The organism is Pseudomonas sp. FH1, from assembly GCF_000510895.2.
GTDB lineage: Bacteria > Pseudomonadota > Gammaproteobacteria > Pseudomonadales > Pseudomonadaceae > Aquipseudomonas > Aquipseudomonas azotoformans_A.
Window position 1 is genome coordinate 1 of the sequence record NZ_AOHM01000142.1, and the last position, 20,479, is coordinate 20,479.

General features: G+C 60.2%; 16 protein-coding genes. 12 read left to right on the plus strand and 4 right to left on the minus strand.

What is annotated here, in order from left to right; translation table 11 throughout:
• The 5 genes from vgrG to H096_RS31215 form a co-directional block, all read left to right on the plus strand.
• Positions 1-1,357 (plus strand): type VI secretion system Vgr family protein (gene vgrG / locus H096_RS31195; RefSeq protein ID WP_033903061.1); only part of this gene is annotated, 1,357 nt, incomplete at its 5' end.
• Positions 1,354-3,159 (plus strand): alpha/beta hydrolase, encoded by a 1,806-nt coding sequence (locus tag H096_RS31200; protein WP_033903062.1) that lies wholly within the window; start codon positions 1,354-1,356, stop codon positions 3,157-3,159. The genes vgrG and H096_RS31200, both read left to right, overlap by 4 nt.
• A complete protein-coding gene (locus H096_RS31205) occupies positions 3,147-4,382 on the plus strand; it encodes a T6SS immunity protein Tli4 family protein (protein ID WP_033903063.1) in 1,236 nt (411 codons plus the stop codon). The genes H096_RS31200 and H096_RS31205 overlap by 13 nt, the downstream gene beginning before the upstream one ends.
• A gap of 85 nt (positions 4,383-4,467) precedes the next feature.
• Positions 4,468-8,079 carry a type VI secretion system membrane subunit TssM gene (gene tssM / locus H096_RS31210; RefSeq protein WP_033903064.1) on the plus strand — a complete coding sequence of 1,204 codons (3,612 nt, stop codon included), beginning with the start codon at positions 4,468-4,470 and terminating at the stop codon, positions 8,077-8,079.
• 74 nt (positions 8,080-8,153) lie between these two features.
• Positions 8,154-9,491, plus strand: coding sequence for a hypothetical protein (locus H096_RS31215; protein WP_033903065.1), 1,338 nt, complete (start codon positions 8,154-8,156; stop codon positions 9,489-9,491).
• Between the two features lie 46 nt (positions 9,492-9,537).
• On the opposite strand, the gene H096_RS31220 is transcribed toward H096_RS31215, so the two are convergent.
• Positions 9,538-10,449, minus strand: coding sequence for a LysR family transcriptional regulator (locus tag H096_RS31220; RefSeq protein ID WP_033903066.1), 912 nt, complete (start codon positions 10,447-10,449; stop codon positions 9,538-9,540).
• A 112-nt stretch (positions 10,450-10,561) separates the two neighbouring features.
• On the opposite strand from H096_RS31220, the gene H096_RS31225 reads away from it, so the two are divergent.
• The 5 genes from H096_RS31225 to dctA are packed head-to-tail and all read left to right on the plus strand — an operon-like array spanning position 10,562 to position 15,360.
• Positions 10,562-11,752 (plus strand): CoA transferase, encoded by a 1,191-nt coding sequence (locus tag H096_RS31225; protein WP_033903067.1) that lies wholly within the window; start codon positions 10,562-10,564, stop codon positions 11,750-11,752.
• A gap of 16 nt (positions 11,753-11,768) precedes the next feature.
• On the plus strand, positions 11,769-12,719 hold the full coding sequence (locus H096_RS31230) for a hydroxymethylglutaryl-CoA lyase (RefSeq protein WP_033903068.1): 951 nt from the start codon (positions 11,769-11,771) through the stop codon (positions 12,717-12,719).
• Positions 12,712-13,095, plus strand: coding sequence for a VOC family protein (locus H096_RS31235; protein WP_033903069.1), 384 nt, complete (start codon positions 12,712-12,714; stop codon positions 13,093-13,095). Before H096_RS31230 ends, H096_RS31235 begins: the two co-directional genes overlap by 8 nt.
• The gene (locus H096_RS31240) at positions 13,092-14,033 is read left to right on the plus strand and encodes a D-2-hydroxyacid dehydrogenase (protein ID WP_033903070.1); all 942 of its coding nucleotides are present in this window, start codon (positions 13,092-13,094) and stop codon (positions 14,031-14,033) included. The genes H096_RS31235 and H096_RS31240 overlap by 4 nt, the downstream gene beginning before the upstream one ends.
• Before the next feature lie 40 nt (positions 14,034-14,073).
• Complete coding sequence (dctA, locus tag H096_RS31245) at positions 14,074-15,360, plus strand: C4-dicarboxylate transporter DctA (RefSeq protein ID WP_033903071.1); 1,287 nt, start codon at positions 14,074-14,076, stop codon at positions 15,358-15,360.
• Positions 15,361-15,427: 67 nt separating this feature from the next.
• Here dctA and H096_RS31250 read toward each other — a convergent pair whose 3' ends face one another.
• On the minus strand, positions 15,428-16,204 hold the full coding sequence (locus H096_RS31250; protein WP_033903073.1) for a hypothetical protein: 777 nt from the start codon (positions 16,202-16,204) through the stop codon (positions 15,428-15,430).
• A gap of 140 nt (positions 16,205-16,344) precedes the next feature.
• On the opposite strand from H096_RS31250, the gene H096_RS31255 reads away from it, so the two are divergent.
• Complete coding sequence (locus H096_RS31255; RefSeq protein WP_033903074.1) at positions 16,345-17,016, plus strand: TetR/AcrR family transcriptional regulator; 672 nt, start codon at positions 16,345-16,347, stop codon at positions 17,014-17,016.
• Here the strand turns inward: H096_RS31255 and H096_RS31260 are convergent.
• The gene (locus H096_RS31260) at positions 17,013-19,049 is read right to left on the minus strand and encodes an NADH:flavin oxidoreductase (protein ID WP_033903075.1); all 2,037 of its coding nucleotides are present in this window, start codon (positions 19,047-19,049) and stop codon (positions 17,013-17,015) included. The genes H096_RS31255 and H096_RS31260 overlap by 4 nt on opposite strands.
• 156 nt (positions 19,050-19,205) lie before the next feature.
• Between H096_RS31260 and H096_RS31265 the strand changes: the two genes are divergently transcribed.
• Positions 19,206-20,105, plus strand: a complete 900-nt coding sequence (locus H096_RS31265; protein WP_033903077.1) for a glycine betaine ABC transporter substrate-binding protein — start codon at positions 19,206-19,208, stop codon at positions 20,103-20,105.
• Here the strand turns inward: H096_RS31265 and H096_RS31270 are convergent.
• Positions 20,074-20,388, minus strand: a complete 315-nt coding sequence (locus H096_RS31270; RefSeq protein WP_033903078.1) for a hypothetical protein — start codon at positions 20,386-20,388, stop codon at positions 20,074-20,076. The two genes, H096_RS31265 and H096_RS31270, sit on opposite strands and share 32 nt — an antisense overlap.
• Positions 20,389-20,479: the final 91 nt, after the last annotated feature.

Below are 20,479 nucleotides of genomic sequence, written 5' to 3' on the forward strand. Positions count from 1 at the left end.
CGATGAATGGGGCCGGGTCAAGGTGCAGTTCCCGTGGGACCGCTCGGACAAAAACAACGATCACAGCTCGTGCTGGATTCGCGTCACCCAAGGCTGGGCCGGCGCGACTTGGGGCTCCATGGCCATCCCGCGTGTGGGTCAAGAGCTAGTGATCAGCTATCTGGACGGGGATCCTGACCAGCCAATTGCCATTGGACGAGCGTACCGGCAGACCAATTTGCCGCCCTACGAACTGCCCAAGCTGAAGGCGCTGGCAACCACCAAAAGCCGCGAGTTCGGGGGAACACGGGCCAACGAGTTGCGTATCGACGACACCACCGCGCAGATCAGCGCGGCGCTGATGAGTGACCACGAGCATAGCGCGCTGCACCTCGGTTACCTCACCCATCCACGCCACCATGGTGGCGGCAAACCCAGGGGCGAGGGGTTTGAGTTGCGCACCGATGGTCACGGTGCGTTGCGCGCAGCGAAAGGTTTATTGCTGACCGCTGAAGCTCAACTCAAGGCCGGGGCGGGCCAGTTGGAGCGCCAGCAGGTGATCGATGTGTTGCAAGCTGCCCTGACGTTGGCCAGGCAGTTGGGCGCTTCTGCCGAAAATGCCCAGGGAGTTGCCCAGGACTCACAACCGCAACAGGCGCTGACTCAGGCAGTGAATGCACTGGGCCATGGTGCCAATGATCAACCCCATGGCACCGGCAATGGCACGCACCCCATCATCGCGCTCAGTGGGCCAGCCGGCATCGCTGCCGCGACGTCCCGAAGTATCGCCCTGGGCGCAGGCGAGCATATTGACAGCGTCGCACAACACAACCAGCAACTCACCGCGGGTAAAAAAGTGGTGATCAATGCGGGCGACGAAATCGGCCTGTTCGCCCAGGGCGGTGACATGCGGCACATCGCACATAACGGTCAGCTTTTGCTGCAAGCCCAACACAACAGCATCCAGGTCCAAGCCGATCAAAGCGTCGAAATCAGCGCCAGCCAACAGCACGTGCTGGTAGCGGCGGACAAGCACATCACTCTGTTGTGCGGCGGAGCCTATATCAAGATGCAGGGCGGCAATATCGAGCTGGGCATGCCCGGTGATTTCACGGTGAAGGCCGCGAACAAATACTTCATTGATCCAAGCAATGCCGCAGCCGAGCTCAATAGTTGGCCTGCCACCTCCTTCAACGAACGCTTCCAAACGCGCTTCACCAACGGTGACCCCATCCGCGACCGCGCCTACGCCTTGATTCGCAAAGACGGCGCACGTTTCGAGGGCCGAACCGACGGGGAAGGCTACGTCACCTTGCAACAGGGCATGACGCTCGAAGGGCTGGTACTGGAATGGCTTGATAACGGAGAACCCGCATGACCGAAAGCCCATCGGCGCCGCGTATTGCGCCCATGACCTACAACGCCCGGGGCAACCCCGTGCATACCTGGACCCTGACACCCAGCCATATCACCGACCCGGTGCAGTGCATATTGCCGCCGGATGGGATTTTGCCGGTGATTTTTGTGCCGGGGATTATGGGGTCGAATTTGAAGAGTAAGGCTGAGGAACAGGAGGGCGGGGAGCCTGGTGAGGAGGCCGTTCCCGTCTGGCGCCTGGACGCGGGGTTCATGGGCAAGAATATGTGGCTTGCCTTGAATTGGATCAATAAAAAAGCCGGTATCCGGCAAAAGCTGTTGCACCCGGATAGGGTGGAAGTCGACAACCAAGGCGCGGTGCCTAAGCGTGCTGCCGGTACAGTATTGGCGCAGCCTGGGCTGGACAGGAAAAAGACCATCCTCGCGCTGAGCAAACGTTATGAAGAGCGCGGTTGGGGCGAGGTCAGTGAGACCAGCTATCACGCTTTCCTGCTTTGGTTGGAGGAGGCGCTCAATAGCGAATTCCTGCCCCATCGATGGCCTCAATTCGACATCCAGCCGGAGCATTTGCATACCGTCGCGGTCGAGCCTGGGCCGACGCACATCACCCGGTTGAAGCCCGAAACCCCCATCGCCATGCCAGGGTTGGGCGCCAACTTGGCCAGCCAGTTGCCGTCGATTCTGTCGGACGAGCTGGTGGCGCGAGGTGGCTATCGAATGCCGGTGCATGCGTGTGGGTATAACTGGTTGGATTCCAACGAGTACGCCGCGATAAGGCTGGCTGAGCGCATTGACGAACTGATGCACCAGTACGGTCGCAATTGTCAGCAGGTCATTCTGGTGACGCACTCCATGGGTGGGTTGGTGGCGCGCCGTTGTGCGCAGTTGCCCGGTATGGCCGCCAAAATTGCCGGTGTGGTACATGGGGTAATGCCTGCCACGGGTGCACCGGTTGCTTATCGCCGTTGCAAGGTCGGCATGAGCGACGAAGACCCCATTGCCGGCGCAGTGATTGGCCCAACCGGCCAGGAAGTGACCGCCGTTTTTGCACAGGCGCCTGGTGCCTTGCAATTGTTGCCCACACAAGATTACACCCCGGGCTGGCTGAGACTGATCGACAATCAAGGCGTATCGGCGATGCCGCGCCAGCCTGTAAAAGACCCTTATGAAGAGATTTATCTACGCCGTGATCGTTGGTGGGGATTGCTGCGCGAAGAATGGTTGGCGCCGAAGGATGGGGATCCGATCACATGGAAGGTGTTTGCAGATAACATCGGGAGCGCAAAAGAGTTTCACCAGGATATTGCTGGCTCCTACCACCTTCAAACCTACGTCTACTACGGCAGCGAAGACAAACACCCCAGCTTCGAGTCCATCACTTGGGAAATGAGCCGTGGGTCTCGCCTAAATGGCCCCCACGGTTCGCACCCCGATCGCTTCACGGTTTCAAATCTCGAGATGCATGAGGTAAGGGATGATGGCCGCAGTCCTGTGTATGTCGGAGGGCAAAATCAACCTATCCCTCCCATGCGTGGCGACCCCGACGCGCCAGTCAAAACCGTGCAAACCAGTTACTGGGAATTGCATTGCCGAATGCAGGACGGGTCTGGCGACGGCACTGTTCCCGTGAGCTCGGGCAGCGCGCCGATAAAGCATGCACGCAACGGCGAGGTTCGCCAGCAAATCAAGGCCCCCGGCTTTGATCATGAAGCCTCCTATGCCAACCCGTTGGCACAGCATTTCACCCTCTATTCCCTTATCAAAGTCGCGGCTAAAGCCAAGAGGCCCTTATGCGTCAGCTGACTCTCTTTTTTGCGTGTCTGGTGCTGGGTTTCTTCACCGGATGTGCCGTCTTCAAACAGCCCAGCGAACAGGAGAAAAACAACGTGAGCGAAATGACTACCCAAATGCGTACCTGGGCGCTGGGACGAGGCCTGATCGATCTACCCGTCAATTGGAGTGGCGGCGGTGATGTGAAGCTCTATTACGGTTTGGGCGCCGATCATTCGTCGGTTGAAGTGCGTGTGCTGGGGGAGGGCGTGACGCAGGAGCGGTTTGATGCGGCGTTGAGCGAGCGGGCGCATCGAATTGCGGCGGTCAAAAACTATAAGCAGTCGGATGTGCCCATGTTGGTTTCGGCGGTGCGGGTCTCACAGCAAAGTGTGACGCTGCAGTACTACAAGCAAGCATCACGCCGCCAAACCTTCGTCCATGAATTCCACCTGCTGGTTGGGGACGCGTACGTCATGCTGCGAGCCGAATCGTACGATGGTGAAACCGCCCCAGTTGAGGCGCGCCTTTTAAAACTGTCCAAAGAAATCTTCAAGGTGACTGCCCCACAGAACGCAGGCGCAGGCTTCGCTTTGGGCCCCATCGTCATCAGAAGCCATCACGATCAGGAAATCGCCAGCTTCTACTTTCGCCCCCCAGCTTCGGATGTGGCGCTAAATGTCTACATCAACGCCTTATCCCGGGATGATGAAGATCGGCTGCATGTTCGCACTAAAAAAGACGCGCAAATATTTCTAGCTGGCGACTATGAAAACTTGCGGGCTGGAGAAATCACCTTGGCCGACATGCAAGCCGAAGAGTCCCTGATCGGCTTCAGTGACGACACTCACCGTCAACTGCTCTTCGTGAGCGAAAACTATCGCGACAACCCCTCACTGAATCGCCCAGCCATGAGTTTTCGCCTGTCGGCAGGCGGAAAAAAACGCTCCGCCATTGATCCGAGCAAACCCAAAGACCTGGTGCGCTGGACGCTCCCCCAATTTGCCAGCAAAGGCTACCAACGCCCGCTCTGGCAACTTCCTGCGCCGAAAGAACCCGTCAACCCGTCTCTAACCGACTACGAAGCCATGGCCGTCTGGGACGCGATCCTCAAGTCCGTGCGCATCCGCTACGGCGCGGTCGCACCCAAGCCGGACCCTTGGTTCAACCCCCGCGGGCCTACGCCCGAAGATGCAGCCGAAAGCAAACGCATCCTGGATGAGTTCATCGCCAGCTTTGAGGCGCGCAAGCCATGACGATGGGTGGGGTTTTAGCGAGAGCGAGGGGCATATTCATCCTGTCCATGGGCAACGAACACAACAAATACGCTAGGAGCGATTCATGAAAACGGTCTGGAGTTACCTCAAACGCTGTGGCCTGCCGGTACTGCGTCAGCTCAACCAGGCGGTGCCCGTACTGGTGCTGCTGGGCGTGGTGTTTTTGTTGATCGCCATCTGGTGGTTGGGCCCGCAGTGGACCTGGCGTGAGCGTCAGCCGCTGAGTGAATTGTCGATGCGTATCTCGGCCAGTGTCGTGGTTTTGGTGGTGCCGTTGCTGATCTGGGCATGGCGGGTGCGTAATCGTTATCAGCGCCTGCAGCTTGAACGCCAACATGAGGCTGCGGTGCAGGCCGACCCGTGCCTGCCCTATGTCGAGGCGCAGGAACGGGCGCTGGACCGCAGCTTGGGCAATTTATTGAACAACATGGAGCGCCGCCGTTCGCTTTATCAACTGCCGTGGTATCTGGTGCTGGGCGAGGAAAATGCCGGCAAAACCAGCCTGATCACGCGCTCAAATCAGAGTTTTTCTTTGTCCCATGTGACCAAGGTCGGTGTCAGGGCGCACCAAGAGGAGCAGCTCGCCTATCCGGTGGATTGGTGGATCGGTGACGAGGCGGTATTGATCGACCCACCCGGTGAGTTCCTCAGCCAGCCAGATTCACCCGCTGAAAACGTCGAGCAGCAGGGCAAGGTCAAACCGGTATTGCCCGCTGGTACCCATCCACGCCTATGGCTGCACCTGCTCGATTGGCTGGCGCGCAACCGCAGTCGTCGGGCGCTGAATGGGGTGGTATTGGTGATCGATGTGCAGGCCTTGTTGGCGCAACGTCCCGAACAGCGCAAGGCCCACGCCAACCTGTTGCGCACCCGGTTGTTTGAGCTGACGCGGCAGTTGGGAACGCGCCTGCCGGTGTACGTGACGTTGAGCAAGTTTGATCTACTGGAAGGCTTCGAAGAGTTCTTCGCCGGGTTGTCGCGCAGTGGGCGTGAAGACCTGCTGGGTTTCACCTTCAGCCTGGAGGCAGTGGATGACTTTGATGCCTGGTTGTCGGAGTTGACGCGCCAGTACCAAGCCTTTGTCACCTGTCTGAGCGAACAGGTTTTCGACAGCACCCGGGATTCGCACACGTTGACAGAGCGCGATCGGTTACAGGCGCTGGTGCACCAGATGGCGGGCCTACGCCCGGCGCTGTTCGGCTTCTTGAGTGAAATGCTCGGCAGCGATCGTTTCACCACTCCGGCGCTGGTGCGTGGTCTGTATTTTTCCTCGGTCTTGCAGCAAGGCACCCTGAGCAATGCCTTCATCAAAGAAGCAGGGCAAGCCTATCAACTGCCGCCCCCGCCCCCCGAGGTCAAGCCTGCCGGTGGCACGGCGATCTACTTTGCCCAGCAACTGTTCCAACGCGTGATCTACCCGGAAGCGGGCTTGGCGGGCGACAACATCAAGGTAGCGCGCAATAAGCGGCGGCTGCTGATCGCTGGGTTCGGCGTCGCGTCCCTGGGTTGTTTCGTAGTCATCGCAACCTGGCAGTTTTACTTCAATATCAACCGCGACAAGGCTGCCAACGTCCTGGCCAAGAGCCAGGATTTCAGTGGCCGGGACATCGACGCCAGGGTCGACACCACCGGTCGCAACCTGCTGGTGCCTCTGGACCAGATTCGTGATGCGGTGCTGGTGTACGGCGACTACCGCGAGGCGTGGCCGTTGCTGTCGGATATGGGGCTGTACCAGGGGAGGGCGATTGGCCCGACAGTGGACGAGGCCTATCTGAATTTGCTGTCCAAACGTTTCCTGCCGGCGATTGCGGGTGGCGTGCTGGAGGCGATCAATACGGCACCTGCCGGTAGCAATCAGCAATTGGCGGCCTTGCGCGTCTACCGCATGCTCGAAGAGCGTCAAAACCGCCGCCCGGCCATCGTCGAAGAGTGGGTCGCCAAACAGTGGCAGCGCGCCTATCCGGGGCAGGGGCAATTGCAGGCCGATCTGATGGGGCACCTGGGCTACGCGCTGAAATACGCCGACGCCGATCTGCCGCACTACCGGGAGCGCATTGCCCAGGTGCAACAGCAATTGCGTCAGTTGCCCATGGCCGAGCGGGTCTACATGAGCCTTAAACAGGATGCCCTGGAACGGTTGCATCGTCCTCTCGACCTGCGCAACGAGGTCGGTCCGGCGTTCGATATCGTCTACCGTCCGCTTAACACCGATCAAGGAGGCAGCGGCCTGCTGTTGGCGCCACTGCTCACCGCCAAAGGCTTCAAGGACTACTTCGAGCCTGGCACCGAGGGCATTATCGAACTGGCCATGATCGACCAGTGGGTGCTCGGCGAACGCCAACGCCTGGACTACTCCGACGAAGACCGCAAGGTGTTGACCCAACGGATCCGCGCCCTGTACAGCGCCGATTACGTCGACAGCTGGCGCCGCGCACTGAATCAATTTGCGGTCACCGACTTCGATGATCTCAGCCACGGCGTGGCGGTACTGGAACAAGTCACCGGCCCGGCCGCGCCGCTGCGGCGCCTGCTGGAAACCCTGCGCGACAACAGCGTGATCTACCCGTCGGTGCCCCTGACCGAAGGACAGGCACCGCTCTCGCTGGACAAGGTCTCGGACGGCCAGCAACAAGCCGCCGGTATCCGGCGTGCGTTCTCCAGCCTGGCCGAGCTGATCACCGCGCGAGGCGAGCAGCCGTCCTATTACGAAGAAACCCTGCGTTCGGTCAGTGCCGTCTACGACTACGCCAAAGCCGTGCACGACAATCCAGATCCCGGCAAAGCGGCGCTGAAAACCGTACTCAACCGTTTCTCCCTCGGTGGTGCAGACCCTATCGCCAACCTGCAACGCGTCGCGGTGGGCCTGCCCGAGCCACTGAACCAGCAGGTCAAAAAACTTGCCGACCAGACCTCGCAGGTACTGGTTATTGCCGCCCTGCGTGAGCTGGAAAAACGCTGGGACAGTGAAATCTACAGCTTCTACCGCGACCGCCTGGCAGGCCGCTACCCGTTCAAGGCCAGTGGTGAGGACGCTTCGCTGGAAGACTTCGAAGCCTTCTTCGGCCCGCAGGGGCGCTTGCAGCAGTTTCACGATCAATACCTGAACGTGTTTCTCAAGGACAACCTCGATGCCCTGTACTCCGACAGCCTCGGTGGCTACCTGGTGCGTAGCGACGTGCTGGAGCAGTTGAAAAAGGTCGAGCGTATCCGCGACACTTTTTTCAACCATCGCGGTCACCTGGCCGTGCAACTCACCATCGAACCCCTGGCCCTCAGTGCCACCCGCCTGAGCAGCATGCTCAGCGTCGACGGCCAATTGATCCCTTACCAGCACGGCGCGCCGCAACGCACCGGGCTGGTGTGGCCCAACAGCCTGGGCAACACCAATGGCAGCCAACTGACGCTGGTACACAGCACGGGCAACACCGCCAGCCTGAGCTATCGCGGGCCGTGGTCACTGTTTCGGCTGCTCAGTCGCGGGCACCTTAATGGCCGCACCGACACCAGTGTGGACCTGACCTTTGCCATTGCCGATGGGCTGATGCGTTATCGCATTGGTGCAGAGAAGGCCAACAACCCGATTACCCAGCGAAGTTTCGACGGGTTTGTGTTGCCAAGGACGTTGCTGGAAGAGCGGCGGGGGAAAAAGATCACAGACAACGTTACGCAGCGGTGAGAACCCGATGGGTGACGAGTGAGAATTCAGCCAGTGCTGAGATGAGTTAACAACGTGCGCAATAGGACCCTTGCATGCCAATCAGGTTACAACTACTGACCGAAGACCCAAAAGAAGTCGAGTTGATCGAGCGTTACTGGGCGATGGATGAATCAGGGCAATTCCTTGAAAAAGTGAGTGCGCTGAGCGATGTCTTGGAAATGGGCCAGGGCGTTACCCTTGCTGGCTTCATACGCCAACGCTGTAGGGCGTTTGATGAAAACCAAGTCTGTCCTCAATGTGGCGAATTGATTGAAGTTCGAAGCCGATCTGAGGCCAGGAAGATGCCGCTGCGCTCCACCCGGCTCTGCACTCGCTGTCAGGATGAGCGAGATGCAATCACGCTGAAGGCTGAAAAAGACAAGGTGGCAAAGCTTGAAACTTTTCTTGCTGAGTATGTCCGTGGGCAGGCCTCTAGAGTTGTCGATTACGACTCGGTTTCGGACGCGCAGGTGCTACTGCTGCTGGCGCTGGATAGGGCGGTTTCGCCAAGGCTGACTCAGGGTGGTTTTACGCTCGGCGATTGTCGGGGATTGGCGCCTCTGTATATCAGCGGCTTTCTGAAAACGTTGAATGACGCTGGTTTGTTCCTTGAAGATCCCTCAAAGGCAAAGCCTGGTACGTATTACTGGAAGGGTGATGACGTTTGGCAGGTGAGTGCCCAAGTTGTATATCTTCTGATGCCAAACACTCCCTATGCGGAAGGCGAAGAAGTGATCCGTCGCCTATCGGAGAGGACATATACCGACGCTGAGGGGATTTTCAATCTATGGCTTGATTACTCCGTTGCCGATGTTATGTGCTACCTGCAGACTCAATGCGAGCTCTACAATCATGAGCTGACCGAGCAAGCGTGGGACGAAATAAAAAGCACGCTACGCTGCGCGTTAGAAACCTACAGCGTTTCTCAACTGTGGTCGGTGGCATGGAAAGTAGTCAGAGACGCTGCCAGTTTGGCCAATCGCGAGTACTACACCCGCCAAAAAGCGGCAGCAACTGTGGCCGGCAAGGTCCGACGGTATCTGGAGAGGGTTGAACGAGAGTCGCTTGAACTCAAGTCTTGGAGTCGCCCCGAGCAGCAACCGGTGGGAACCTTGGGGATGTTGCTTGGCGAGATGTTTGGCGTTGACGAACATACGAGCGGTATTGCCGCGATGTCCCGCATTCGCATGCTGACCGGAGAGGGCAACTCAAGTATGGAAGCCGAACTGGGCGCACCCATACGAGAGTTGATGACCAACGCGCTGGCGATGGATATCGCAGCCTCCGTTATGCTTCGCTTTGCGGAGTTGATCCGTGCCGGCCATGATGTGAGTTTCGCGGTCGAGGAGATTGTCGGTTCTCTGAGTGCGCGAATGACCAGGCCTTGTTGATAAACGCTTCACCATTCAACTCTGTAGTCACCGCCAATGAAGCTTTCTACTCAGGTGCAACCTCCAGATTGCTCAAATAGCGATACAGGTTAGCCGCCTCCGGCGACAGGCGCGTCGCATCGGCCACGCCGACATACAAGGTCCGCGACGCCCATTCTCCCTCAAGCGGTATCGCCCGCAGCTTGGACGCCAGCAACTCGGGATGCACCGATCCCAACGGCAGTATGCCGATCCCCAGTCCCGCTTCGATCATCCGGCAAATACCATCAAAACTGCTCACCTGGATACGCACCTTGAGGTGCTTGCCGGTGCCGGCAGCGGCATCGTTGATGCGGCGCAGCAGCGAGCTGCCTTGGTTCAAGGCGACATAATCGAAGTCCAGTGTGTCGGCCAGCGTCACGCTTGAACGCTGCGCCAACGCATGGGTTTGCGGTACCAGCACCACCAACCGGTCACGTCGATAGGGCTGCATGTGCAAGCCGGGAGCGGGCACGTTGTCGGCAAAGATGCCGATCTCGGCCTCGCCGTTTTCCACCGCGTGAATGGTGCGATCGCTGAGGGCTTCTTCCAACTCGATGCGCACATGCGGGTTGGCGGCCAGGAAACTCGCCAGGTCCGCCGGCAGGAACTGGATCACCGCCGAGGTATTGGCAAACAACCGCACGTGGCCGCGCACACCCTTGGCGTAGTCGTTGGCGTCATGGGCCATTTGCTGGGCCACGTCGAGCAGGGTGCGCGCATGCTCGGCCAGGCCGCGTCCGGCCGGGGTCAGTTGCAGGCCACGGGGCACGCGGGTGAACAGGGTGCAGTGGGTGACGCGTTCGAGTTCGGCCAGCCGTTTGCTTGCGGCGGAAACGGTCATATGGGCGCTGTTGGCGGCCTGGGTGAGATTTTCTGTTTTGGCGGCCAGCACCAGCAGGCGCAGGGAGGCCAGGTCCAGTTGCAGCAGGTTGATCATTTCCACCTCCGTGTTTCCAGTCAGGAAAGAGTAGTGGAAATCTTTGACATTCTCACGGCCTGTTTTTGAGGGGATTATCCGGCCATCACCTCCAACAAGAACGGACAACGTCATGAGCCTACCCCTGGAAGGCATCAAGGTGGTCGAAATGGGCCAGCTGATTGCCGGGCCTTTCGCCGCCAAGATCCTCGCCGAGTTCGGCGCCGAAGTGATCAAGATCGAACCACCGGTCACCGGCGATCCCCTGCGTAAATGGCGCTTGCTGCACGACGGGACGTCAGTGTGGTGGGCTGCACAGTCGCGTAACAAACAGTCTGTCACCCTCGACCTGCGCCAGGTCGAAGCCCGTGACGTGGTCAAGCGGCTGGTCAAGGGCGCCGATATCCTAATCGAGAATTTCCGCCCTGGAACCCTGGAAAAATGGGGCCTTGGCTGGGATGAGCTGTCATCGATCAACCCTGGGCTGGTGATGCTGCGGGTCTCCGGCTACGGCCAGACCGGTCCTTATCGCGACTTGCCAGGCTTTGGAGTGATCGGGGAGGCCATGGGCGGCCTGCGCCATCTCTCCGGCGAGCCGGGCCGTACGCCGGTGCGGGTAGGGGTGTCGATCGGCGACTCGCTTTCCGCGTTGCACGGCGTGATCGGTGTGCTGCTTGCCTTGCGCCATCGCGAGCAGAATCGCGGTGCTGGTCAGCAGGTGGATGTGGCTTTGTACGAGTCGGTTTTCAACATGATGGAAAGCCTGATTCCCGAGTATTCGGTGTTCGGCAGCGTGCGCGAACCGGCCGGCAGCAGCCTGCCAGGTATCGCGCCGACCAATGCCTACCGTTGCAAGGATGGAAAGTATGCCTTGATCGCGGGTAATGGCGACAGCATCTACCGGCGCCTGATGGAAAAGATCGAACGCCTGGACCTGGCCGACGACCCGGAACTGGCGCAGAACGACGGCCGCGTGCGCCATGTGGCGCGCATTGATGCGGCGATTTCCGCCTGGACGGCCGAGAGAAATCTCGATGCGGTGCTGGTCGCGCTCAAGGACGCCAACATCCCCTCCGGCAAGATCTACGACGCCGCCGACATCGCCGCCGACCCCCATTACCAGGCCCGCGACATGCTGCTCGCCAGCCAGTTGGACGACGGCACCGCCGTCACCTTGCCCGGCATCGTGCCCAAGTTGACGGCCACCCCCGGCCGCGTGCACTCGCGCGCACCCACGCTTGGGCAACACACCGATGCGGTACTCGACGGCATCGGTATCGATGCACCGACCCGCGAAGCCTGGCGCGCTCGCGGCCTGATCTGAATCAAGGAGTAGCTCCATGAAACGCCTGTACCTGCAGGAAGTCGCGACCCGTGACGGCTTCCAGAACGAAAAGATCTTTATCGACACCGAACAGAAAATCGCCTTGCTCGACGAACTGAGCCAGTGCGGCTACGCGAAGATCGAAGTGACCTCGTTTACCTCACCCAAGGCTATTCCCGCGTTGCGCGATGCGGAGGCCGTGATGGCCGGGATCCGTCGTCAAAAGGGCGTGGAGTACACGGTGCTCGTACCCAACGTGCGCGGTGCCGAACGGGCGCTGGGTTGTGGCATCGACGAGGCCAACCTGGTGATGTCGGTGAGCGAGCCGCATAACCGCTCCAACCTGCGCATGACCCGTGATCAATCATTTGCCCAGTTGAGGGATGTCGTGGGGGTGATTGGACATGGGCCGGTGGCCGTCAATGTGTCGTTGTCCACGGTGTTTGGCTGCCCGATGCAGGGCGATGTGCCGGCGGACGATGTGTTGGGATGGGTCGGGCGTTTTGTCGAGTTGGGCGTGCGCGGCGTCACGCTGTGCGACACCACCGGCATGGCCTATCCCACACAGGTGGAAGCCTTGTCGCGGCAAGTGCGCGAGCGCTTTCCCGAGCTGCAACTGACCCTGCATTTCCACAACACCCGTGGCATGGCCCTGGCCAATACCCTGGCGGCGTTGCAGGCCGGGATCGACCGTTTCGACGCTTCGCTGGGCGGCCTTGGCGGGTGCCCCTATGCACCCGGCGCCAGCGGCAACGTGTGCATGGAAGACCTGGTGCACATGCTCGATCTGATGGGCTATGACACCGGCCTGCAGCTGGACCGCGTACTGGCCGCATCTGCCCGCTTACCCGGTCTGATCGGCCACGCCACGCCCAGCCAGATCCTCAAGGCCGGCAAGCGCCTGGACCTGCATCCCATTCCCGAACACGTCCACACCCTGACCCAACAGGTAGCCCATCATGATTGATCATCTCGACCATCTGGTCCTCACGACTATTGACCTGACCGCCTGCAAAGACTTCTACACCCGCGTCATGGGCATGCGCCTTGAGACCTTTGGCAACGGCCGCGTCGCGTTCCGTTTTGGCAACCAGAAAATCAATGTGCATGAGCGTGGGCATGAATTCGAGCCCAAGGCCCATCTGCCGGTGCCTGGCGCGCTGGACCTGTGCTTTATCGCCAGTATTCCCCTGGAAGCAGTGATTGCCCATTTGAAGGCTGAAACCTGGCCGATCATCGAAGGTCCGGTGCTGCGTACCGGCGCAACCGGCCCGATTCGCTCGGTGTATGTGCGCGACCCCGACCTGAACCTCATCGAAATTTCCGAGCAGGTGCCCGCATGAATATCGTGTTTCTCGACGGTGCGAGCTTGCCGTCTCCGTTGACACGTCCCGTCCAAGCCAGCCACTGGACCGTGCGTGAGCACACCCGTCCCGATCATGTAGTCGAAGCCCTGGCCGACGCTGACGTGGCGATCACCAACAAGGTACGCCTGGACCGCGTCACTCTGGAGCAATTGCCGCGCCTGAAGCTGATCTGCGTGGCAGCGACCGGCTACGACTGCGTGGATCTCGCCGCCTGCCGTGATCAGGGCGTGACGGTGTGCAATGTGCCGGCCTACAGCGCGGTCAGCGTGGCCGAATCGGTGATCGCTTCGCTGTTTGCGTTGCGCCGTCACTTGCTGGCGTACCGCGCTGCCTCGGCGCACTTGTGGCCACAGTCATCGCATTTTTGCGTGCACGGCGCGCCGATCCAGGACCTGCAAGGCTCGACCCTGGGCATCGTCGGTCGCGGCGATATCGGCAGCCGTGTCGCGCGCCTGGCCAAGGCTTTGGACATCACCGTGCTGTTTGCCGAACACCGTGGCGCGCCGCAGGTGAGGGCGGGCTACGTGGCGTTCGACGAGGTGTTGGCCAAGGCTGATGCGCTGACTCTGCATTGCCCGCTGACGCCCCAGACCCGTTACCTGATCGGCACCGCCGAAATCGCGCGGATGAAACCCGGCGCCTTGCTGATCAATACCGCTCGCGGTGCATTGGTGGACGAAAACGCCGTCCTGGCCGCTCTCGCCAGTGGTCAATTGGGCGGCGCTGCACTGGATGTGCTGCACGTGGAGCCGCCGCAGGCTGACCACCCGTTGCTGCACTGTGAACACCCTAATTTGCTGATTACGCCTCACGTTGCCTGGGCCAGCCAAAGCAGTGTCGCGCGCCTCAAGGCGGTACTGCTGGCCAACATCGAGGCATTCGCCGCCAACAAACCGATCAACGTGGTGACCTGAAACCCCAGCGAAGTCCCTCATAAACCCTATAGGCAGAGCCATGACAAAAATAATCAGCTCGTCGATCCAAGCGCTGCCACAGCGCACACCGTTCTACCAGCACCTGTATGTGCAAGTGCTCGCAGCCATTGTGCTGGGGGTGATCCTCGGCCATTTCAGCCCAAGTTTGGGCGAACAGATGAAGCCCTTGGGCGACACCTTCATCAAGTTGATCAAGATGCTGATCGCGCCGATCATCTTCTGCACGGTGGTCAGCGGCATTGCCGGCATGCAGGACCTCAAGCGCATCGGCCGCATCGGCTTCAAATCCCTGATCTACTTTGAAGTACTGACCACCATCGCCCTGGTGATCGGCCTGATCGGTGTCAACCTGCTCAAACCGGGCGCGGGCATGCACATCGACCCGGCCAGCCTGGATGCATCGGCTATCGCCGGTTACACCAAGGCGGCCCACGATCAGAGCGTGGTCGGCTTCCTCACGCATATCGTGCCCAGTACGGTGTTTGGCGCGTTTACCGACGGCGACATCCTCCAGGTGCTGTTCATTTCGGTGTTGTTTGCGTTTGGCCTGCAGTTGTTGGGCGATACCGGCAAACCCTTGCTGAACACCATCGACCTGGTGGCCAAGGCATTTTTCCGCATGCTGAAGATCGTCATGTACCTGGCGCCGCTCGGGGCTTTTGGTGGCATGGCGTTCACCGTCGGCAAATACGGCGTGCAATCGCTGGGGGCCTACGTGAACCTGTTGGTGTGCTACTACCTTACCGGGTTGGTGTTTGTGTTCGTGGTGTTGAACCTGGTTGCACGATTGGCCGGTTTCAGCCTGTGGAAGTTCCTCAAGTACATTCGTGAAGAATTGGTGTTGGTGCTGGGCACCTCGTCCTCGGAATCCGCCTTGCCGCGCCTGATGGGCAAGCTGGAAAAGCTCGGCTGTGAGAAGTCCACCGTCGGCCTGGTGGTGCCATCCGGTTATTGTTTCAACCTCGACGGCAGCTGCATCAACATGACGGTGCTGGCGATCTTTATTGCCCAGGCGCTGGACATCGATGTGTCGCTGTATCACCAGGTGACCTTGTTGTTGATCCTGCTGCTGACCTCCAAAGGCGCGGCGAGCGTGACCGGCGGCGCATTCATTACTCTGGCCGCCACCCTCGGCTCCATCGATGTGATACCGGCTGCGGGGTTGGTGCTGGTGCTCGGCGTGTACCGATTTATCTCGGAAGGCGGTGCGCTGATCAACGTGATCGGCAACGGTGTGGCCACGTTGTTCATTGCCCGCTGGGATGGGGCGTTGGATCGCGAGCAACTCAAGCGTGAGTTAGGGTAGGGCGCGCGGTTCGAGAGCAAGTTTGCTGGCTCTCGAACCGCGTTGGAGTGCGACATGGCCTCTAACATCAAGCCGCAGGCCTGACCCGAAAAGCCAGGAACACCGGGCCCCCTGGAAAGGTGCTGACCTCCAGTTCATCCAGCGGGTTGAGCGTGCGTGTGCGGTTTCCCGCATTGCTGTACAGCGTGTGGCTGCTCGATGCGGCGATGTTGATCTTGCCAGCTGCCGCCTGGATCAACGTGGCCCTGAAGCCTTCAGTCACATCGTCGCCGATTGTCAGCGTGACGTCCGTATTGCTGATGACCAGGATCGACTTGCCGGAGTCCGCCATGCTCAGGGCTCTGCTGCCGGTGATCGAGATATTGGTGTGCACATGGCCCCCTGCGTGATAACTGACCATCCGAGGGTCGGCAAAGACGCGGGCGAACGCCCCGACATAGTTGACGCTGGCGCGCATGTCATCGAACTGTTCCACCACGTAGGTGCCAATGCTGCCGGTGTCCGCTGCGTCGGCATCCAGCGCCCATTTGCGGCCTACCATCAGTCCGATCTGGGTGTTGGCGCGTACGCCGGCGCGCACCTCTTCGAGAAACAGCGTGCCGACCTGGCCACCGCCGTTGCCTTGGGCATAGGTCAGCCGTGCGATGGAGTGGCTGTCACCGGTCGGGCTGCCTTGGGCGGTATTGACGCGATAGTCGACACAATCCGCCGAGACGATGGTGGTGGTCGTGTTGGCGTCAGGCGTCCAAGTGAAATCGAGGGCTCTGCCGGTTTTGGCCTGCTCGAATGTGGTGGTGGGTTGGGAGGTGGTGGTAGAACCTGACTGCTTCAAATTGTCGTTCATGATGCTCATCCTTAAGTTATTTAACTGTACATAAATACAGTAGTCCGGATTTTTTCTCCGTGCGGTTTTACCGACGAACTGCACTCATGGATGAGGGGGTGTAGAGTGACCGGCAATTCCCCGGCAAAGGTGACCCAAGGATGTCGCAACCCGCAAAACCGCGAGGCAAGAACCAGGACACAGGCTGGCGCGGCTCGGTCGATGTGTGGCTGGACGCCGCCTACGCGGCCCTCAAAGAATCCGGTATCGACACCGTGCGTGTGATGCCCCTGGCCAAGCAGCTGGGCCTGTCACGCACCAGTTTCTATTGGTTTTTCGAGGACCGTGAGCAACTGCTTTCCGCCTTGCTGACCCGTTGGCGCGACAAAAACACCGGTAACCTGGTGTACCAGTGCGAGCGCTATGCCGAAAGTATTTCCGAGGCCATTCTCAACGTCTTCGAATGCTGGTTGAACCCGGAGCTGTTCGACTCGCAATTCGAATTCGCCGTGCGCAGTTGGGCGATGCAGTCGGTGGAAGTCGCGGCAGAAATCGCGCAGGCCGATGACACCCGTATCAACGCCTTGACCGGCATGTTCCGGCGTTTTGGTTACGACGACGAGGCCGCCGATGTGCGTGCCCGGACCATCTACCTGACGCAGATCGGCTATATCTCGATGAACACCACCGAAGAGGTGGTGGTGCGGTTCCGGCGTATTCCCCAATATGTCAGCGTGTTTACTGGCAAGGCCCTGAAGCGGCGTGAACTGGACCGCTTCTATGGGGCGTTTGGCTATGCCGAAACCACACCGGGGGTGTTTGAGCGTTTTTAAAGGTCCTTGACCAACCGCAACGCATCGTAGATCGCCGCATGGGTATTGCGTGCGGCCACCGCATCGCCGATCCGGAACAGCTGGAAGCGACCTTCAGGGTTCGTCACGATGTTCTGCGCGTTCCCTGCGATCAAGTCCTGCTGCTCGACCGCGCCGCCATTGCTGGAGTGCGCGCGCAACTCGAAGTACAGGTCATCCAGGGGAAGCGTGCCATGGTTGACCACCACCTGGTCGACCACCCGCTGCTTGTGCACCGTGCCGTAGTCACTGCCAAAACGGGCGAGCAGCCGACCGTCGCGTTTCTCTACCGTCTCGACCCGATAGGTCACGGTAAAGGTCACGTCCAGGTCCTGCAGGCTGCGCATGTAGGGCACCAGGTTCATGGCCATGACTTCCGGGGCGAACGCGCGGTCCGGGGTGACGATTTCGACGCTGGCGCCACTCTGCGCAATCACCTCGGCGGCTTGCAGCGCGGCGTGGTCGCCGGCATCGTCGAAGATCAACACATGGCGCCCCGGTTTGACGTCGCCGGAAATGATGTCCCAGGTCGACACCACCAACTCATTGCCCGCGGCCAGCACGTCGGTGTGCGGCATGCCGCCGGTGGCGACGATCACCACGTCCGGCTCATGGGCCAACACCGTCTCGGTTTCGGCCCAGGTGTTGAAGTGGAATTTCACGCCCAGGCGTTCGCACTGGGCCATGCGCCAGTCGATGATGCCGATCATCTCGCGACGCCGCTCACTCAGGGCGGTCAGGCGGATTTGCCCGCCGGGCCGGTCTGCCGCTTCCAGTACGGTCACATCATGCCCGCGCTCACCGGCGACGCGTGCCGCTTCCAGCCCGGCTGGGCCCGTGCCGATGATCAGCACCTTGCGTTTCACCGCGGCCTTGGGAATCTCATGGGGCATGCTGGTTTCACGCCCAGTCGCCGCGTTGTGGATGCAGTAGGCGGCGCCGCCCTGGTAGATGCGGTCCAGGCAGTAGTTGGCGCCGACGCAGGGGCGGATGTCTTCTTCACGCCGCTCGATGATCTTGCGCACGATATGCGGGTCGGTCATATGGGCGCGGGTCATGCCGACCATGTCCACCTTGCCCGACGCAATGGCGTAGCGCGCGGTGGCCACGTCTGGGATTTTCGCCGCGTGGAAGGTGGGGAAGCCGGTGGACGCGCGGATCTCGCCGGCAAAATCCAGGTGCGGCGAGTTGCGCATGCCCTGGATCGGAATCACGTCGGTCAGCCCCGCGTCGGTATCGATATGCCCACGTACCACGTTGAGGAAGTCCACCAGCCCGCTGTCCTTGAGCATGTGCGACACCTGCAGGCCCTCGTTGGCGGTGAATCCGCCCGGCAGCGCCTCGTCACCGGTGTAGCGCACGCCCAGAAGAAAGTCCTCACCGACGCGCTGGCGAATGCCGCGCAGGACGTCGAAGGTAAAGCGCATGCGGTTTTCCAGGGAACCGCCGTAAGGGCCATCCAGTTCGTTGGTCAGCGGTGACCAGAACTGGTCCATCAAATGGCCGTAGGCTTGCAGCTCCAGGCCATCCAAGCCGGCGGCCTGCATGCGCTCGGCGGCATCGACGTAGTCCTTGATGATCCGCTCGATATCCCAATCTTCCATCTTCTTCGGGAAGGAGCGGTGTGACGCCTCGCGACGGTGCGATGGCGAGACCACCGGCAGCCAGTCGGCCTTGTCCCAGCGTGTGCGCCGGCCCAGGTGCGTCAGCTGGATCATCACCGCCGCGCCGTGTTCGTGGCACTCATCGGTCAGGTCCTTCAGCCAGCCGACCACTTCATCTTTGTAGGCCAGCACATTGTTGAACACCGGCGGGCTGTCCCGTGACACGGCAGCGGAGCCTGCGGTCATGGTCAAGGCCACGCCGGCCTTGGCGCGTTCGACGTGATAGGCGCGGTACAACGCCTGCGGCATGCCGTCCACCGGGTAGGCCGGTTCGTGGGCCGTGGTCATGATCCGATTGCGCAGGGTCAGGTGCTTGATTTTGTAGGGCTGCAGCAGGGGATCGCTGGACATTATTCTGTGCTCCGTAGTGGGCATCATCAGGCTCGGCGATCTGAAATTAGGATAAATGTACATAGGTGTCAATAATAATAGACATGGCTGTACATTTTTATTGCGGTGCACTGAAGTCGTCGCTAAGATCGGCCTCACCCCTTAGGAGGACGTCTGATGAATGCTCATGTGCACTATCGGAAAAAAGCCTGTGCCTACCTGCTCGGCCTTGCGCTGGGCGCCAGTGCGGCGATGACCCACGCCGAGGAAAAACCCCCGGTGCGCATCGGTTGGGTGAATTGGTCCGACACGGAAATCACCGTCAAGCTCGCTAGCACGGCGTTGCAGGAACATCTCAAGCAACCGGTCAAGTTGGTGATGGCCGACATCGGCATCCAGTTCCAGGCGCTGGCCAACGGCAACATCGACCTGATCCCGATGGTCTGGCTGCCCAGCACCCACAAGGCGTTCTACGACAAGTACAAAGACCGCCTCGAAGACCTCGGCGTGCTGTATGAAGGGCGAATCGGCATGGCTGTGCCCACGTCGGTGCCGGTCGCGGAAGTCTCCAGCGTGGAAGACCTGAACAAGCCCGGGATCCGCGAGAAGTTCGACGGCAAGATCTTTACCTCCGAAGTCGGCAACGGCCAGTACAAGCTCACCGTCAAGGCGATCGAGGACTACAAGCTGGCGGGCTACAAACTGGTGGGTTCTTCGGAAAGCGGCATGCTCAACGAGCTGGACCGCAACCTCAAGCGCGACAAGTGGTCGTTGGTCAACGCCTGGAGCCCGCACTGGATGTTCTCCAAATGGTCGCTGCGCTACCTGGATGATCCCAAGCAGATTTTCGGCGGCGCTGAGCAGATCCACGCCATGGCCCGCAAAGGCTTCAGCCAGGAGCATCCCGAAGTGGCGTACTTCTTTGCGCATTTCTCCATCCCCCAGGCCGACCTCGAAGCGTTGATGATGCAGGCGCGGGAGAGCACGGCAGACAAGGCGGTGGCGGCGTATTACGCGGCGAACAGGGCGCGCTTTGAGGGGATGTTCAATCCGGGATTGGTTTCCCGGTTGCCATAATCGCTCTCAACGAATCGCGAACGGCATCGGTGCGCAACTGAAGTGTCATCTGCGCCTCGTCGATCACGATTTCCGCGACGATCAACACGCAGATCAGCGGCGCGGTCACGAACCAATGGCACCAGCATTGCGTCGCCAGCGACACGAAGACGCCGATGATCCACAGCGCCAGTACCCACTTCGGTGCGCGCTGTTGCAGCGGCACCCAGAACCGTTGCAGGCGTTTCAGGCGAGCCGTGTGCTGTCGTAGCGACTCTTCAAGGAGTGATAGGGAAGGGCTCATGTTCACACTCGCTCAGTTAACCGGGCACGGCTGGGGAGGGGATTGCCCAGCCACGACAGGTTGATGTGTTCAACTTCTATCCAGTGCCCGT

Excerpts from the sequence above, each read along its gene's own strand:
- H096_RS31270 (WP_033903078.1), bottom strand. The coding sequence starts at position 20,388 with ATGAGCCCTTCCCTATCACTCCTTGAAGAGTCGCTACGACAGCACACG.
- H096_RS31215 (WP_033903065.1), top strand. The coding sequence starts at position 8,154 with ATGCCAATCAGGTTACAACTACTGACCGAAGACCCAAAAGAAGTCGAG.
- dctA (WP_033903071.1), top strand. The coding sequence starts at position 14,074 with ATGACAAAAATAATCAGCTCGTCGATCCAAGCGCTGCCACAGCGCACA.
- H096_RS31220 (WP_033903066.1), bottom strand. The coding sequence starts at position 10,449 with ATGATCAACCTGCTGCAACTGGACCTGGCCTCCCTGCGCCTGCTGGTG.
- H096_RS31260 (WP_033903075.1), bottom strand. The coding sequence starts at position 19,049 with ATGTCCAGCGATCCCCTGCTGCAGCCCTACAAAATCAAGCACCTGACC.
- H096_RS31200 (WP_033903062.1), top strand. The coding sequence starts at position 1,354 with ATGACCGAAAGCCCATCGGCGCCGCGTATTGCGCCCATGACCTACAAC.
- H096_RS31235 (WP_033903069.1), top strand. The coding sequence starts at position 12,712 with ATGATTGATCATCTCGACCATCTGGTCCTCACGACTATTGACCTGACC.
- tssM (WP_033903064.1), top strand. The coding sequence starts at position 4,468 with ATGAAAACGGTCTGGAGTTACCTCAAACGCTGTGGCCTGCCGGTACTG.
- H096_RS31240 (WP_033903070.1), top strand. The coding sequence starts at position 13,092 with ATGAATATCGTGTTTCTCGACGGTGCGAGCTTGCCGTCTCCGTTGACA.
- H096_RS31205 (WP_033903063.1), top strand. The coding sequence starts at position 3,147 with ATGCGTCAGCTGACTCTCTTTTTTGCGTGTCTGGTGCTGGGTTTCTTC.
- H096_RS31230 (WP_033903068.1), top strand. The coding sequence starts at position 11,769 with ATGAAACGCCTGTACCTGCAGGAAGTCGCGACCCGTGACGGCTTCCAG.
- H096_RS31250 (WP_033903073.1), bottom strand. The coding sequence starts at position 16,204 with ATGAACGACAATTTGAAGCAGTCAGGTTCTACCACCACCTCCCAACCC.
- H096_RS31255 (WP_033903074.1), top strand. The coding sequence starts at position 16,345 with ATGTCGCAACCCGCAAAACCGCGAGGCAAGAACCAGGACACAGGCTGG.
- H096_RS31265 (WP_033903077.1), top strand. The coding sequence starts at position 19,206 with ATGAATGCTCATGTGCACTATCGGAAAAAAGCCTGTGCCTACCTGCTC.
- H096_RS31225 (WP_033903067.1), top strand. The coding sequence starts at position 10,562 with ATGAGCCTACCCCTGGAAGGCATCAAGGTGGTCGAAATGGGCCAGCTG.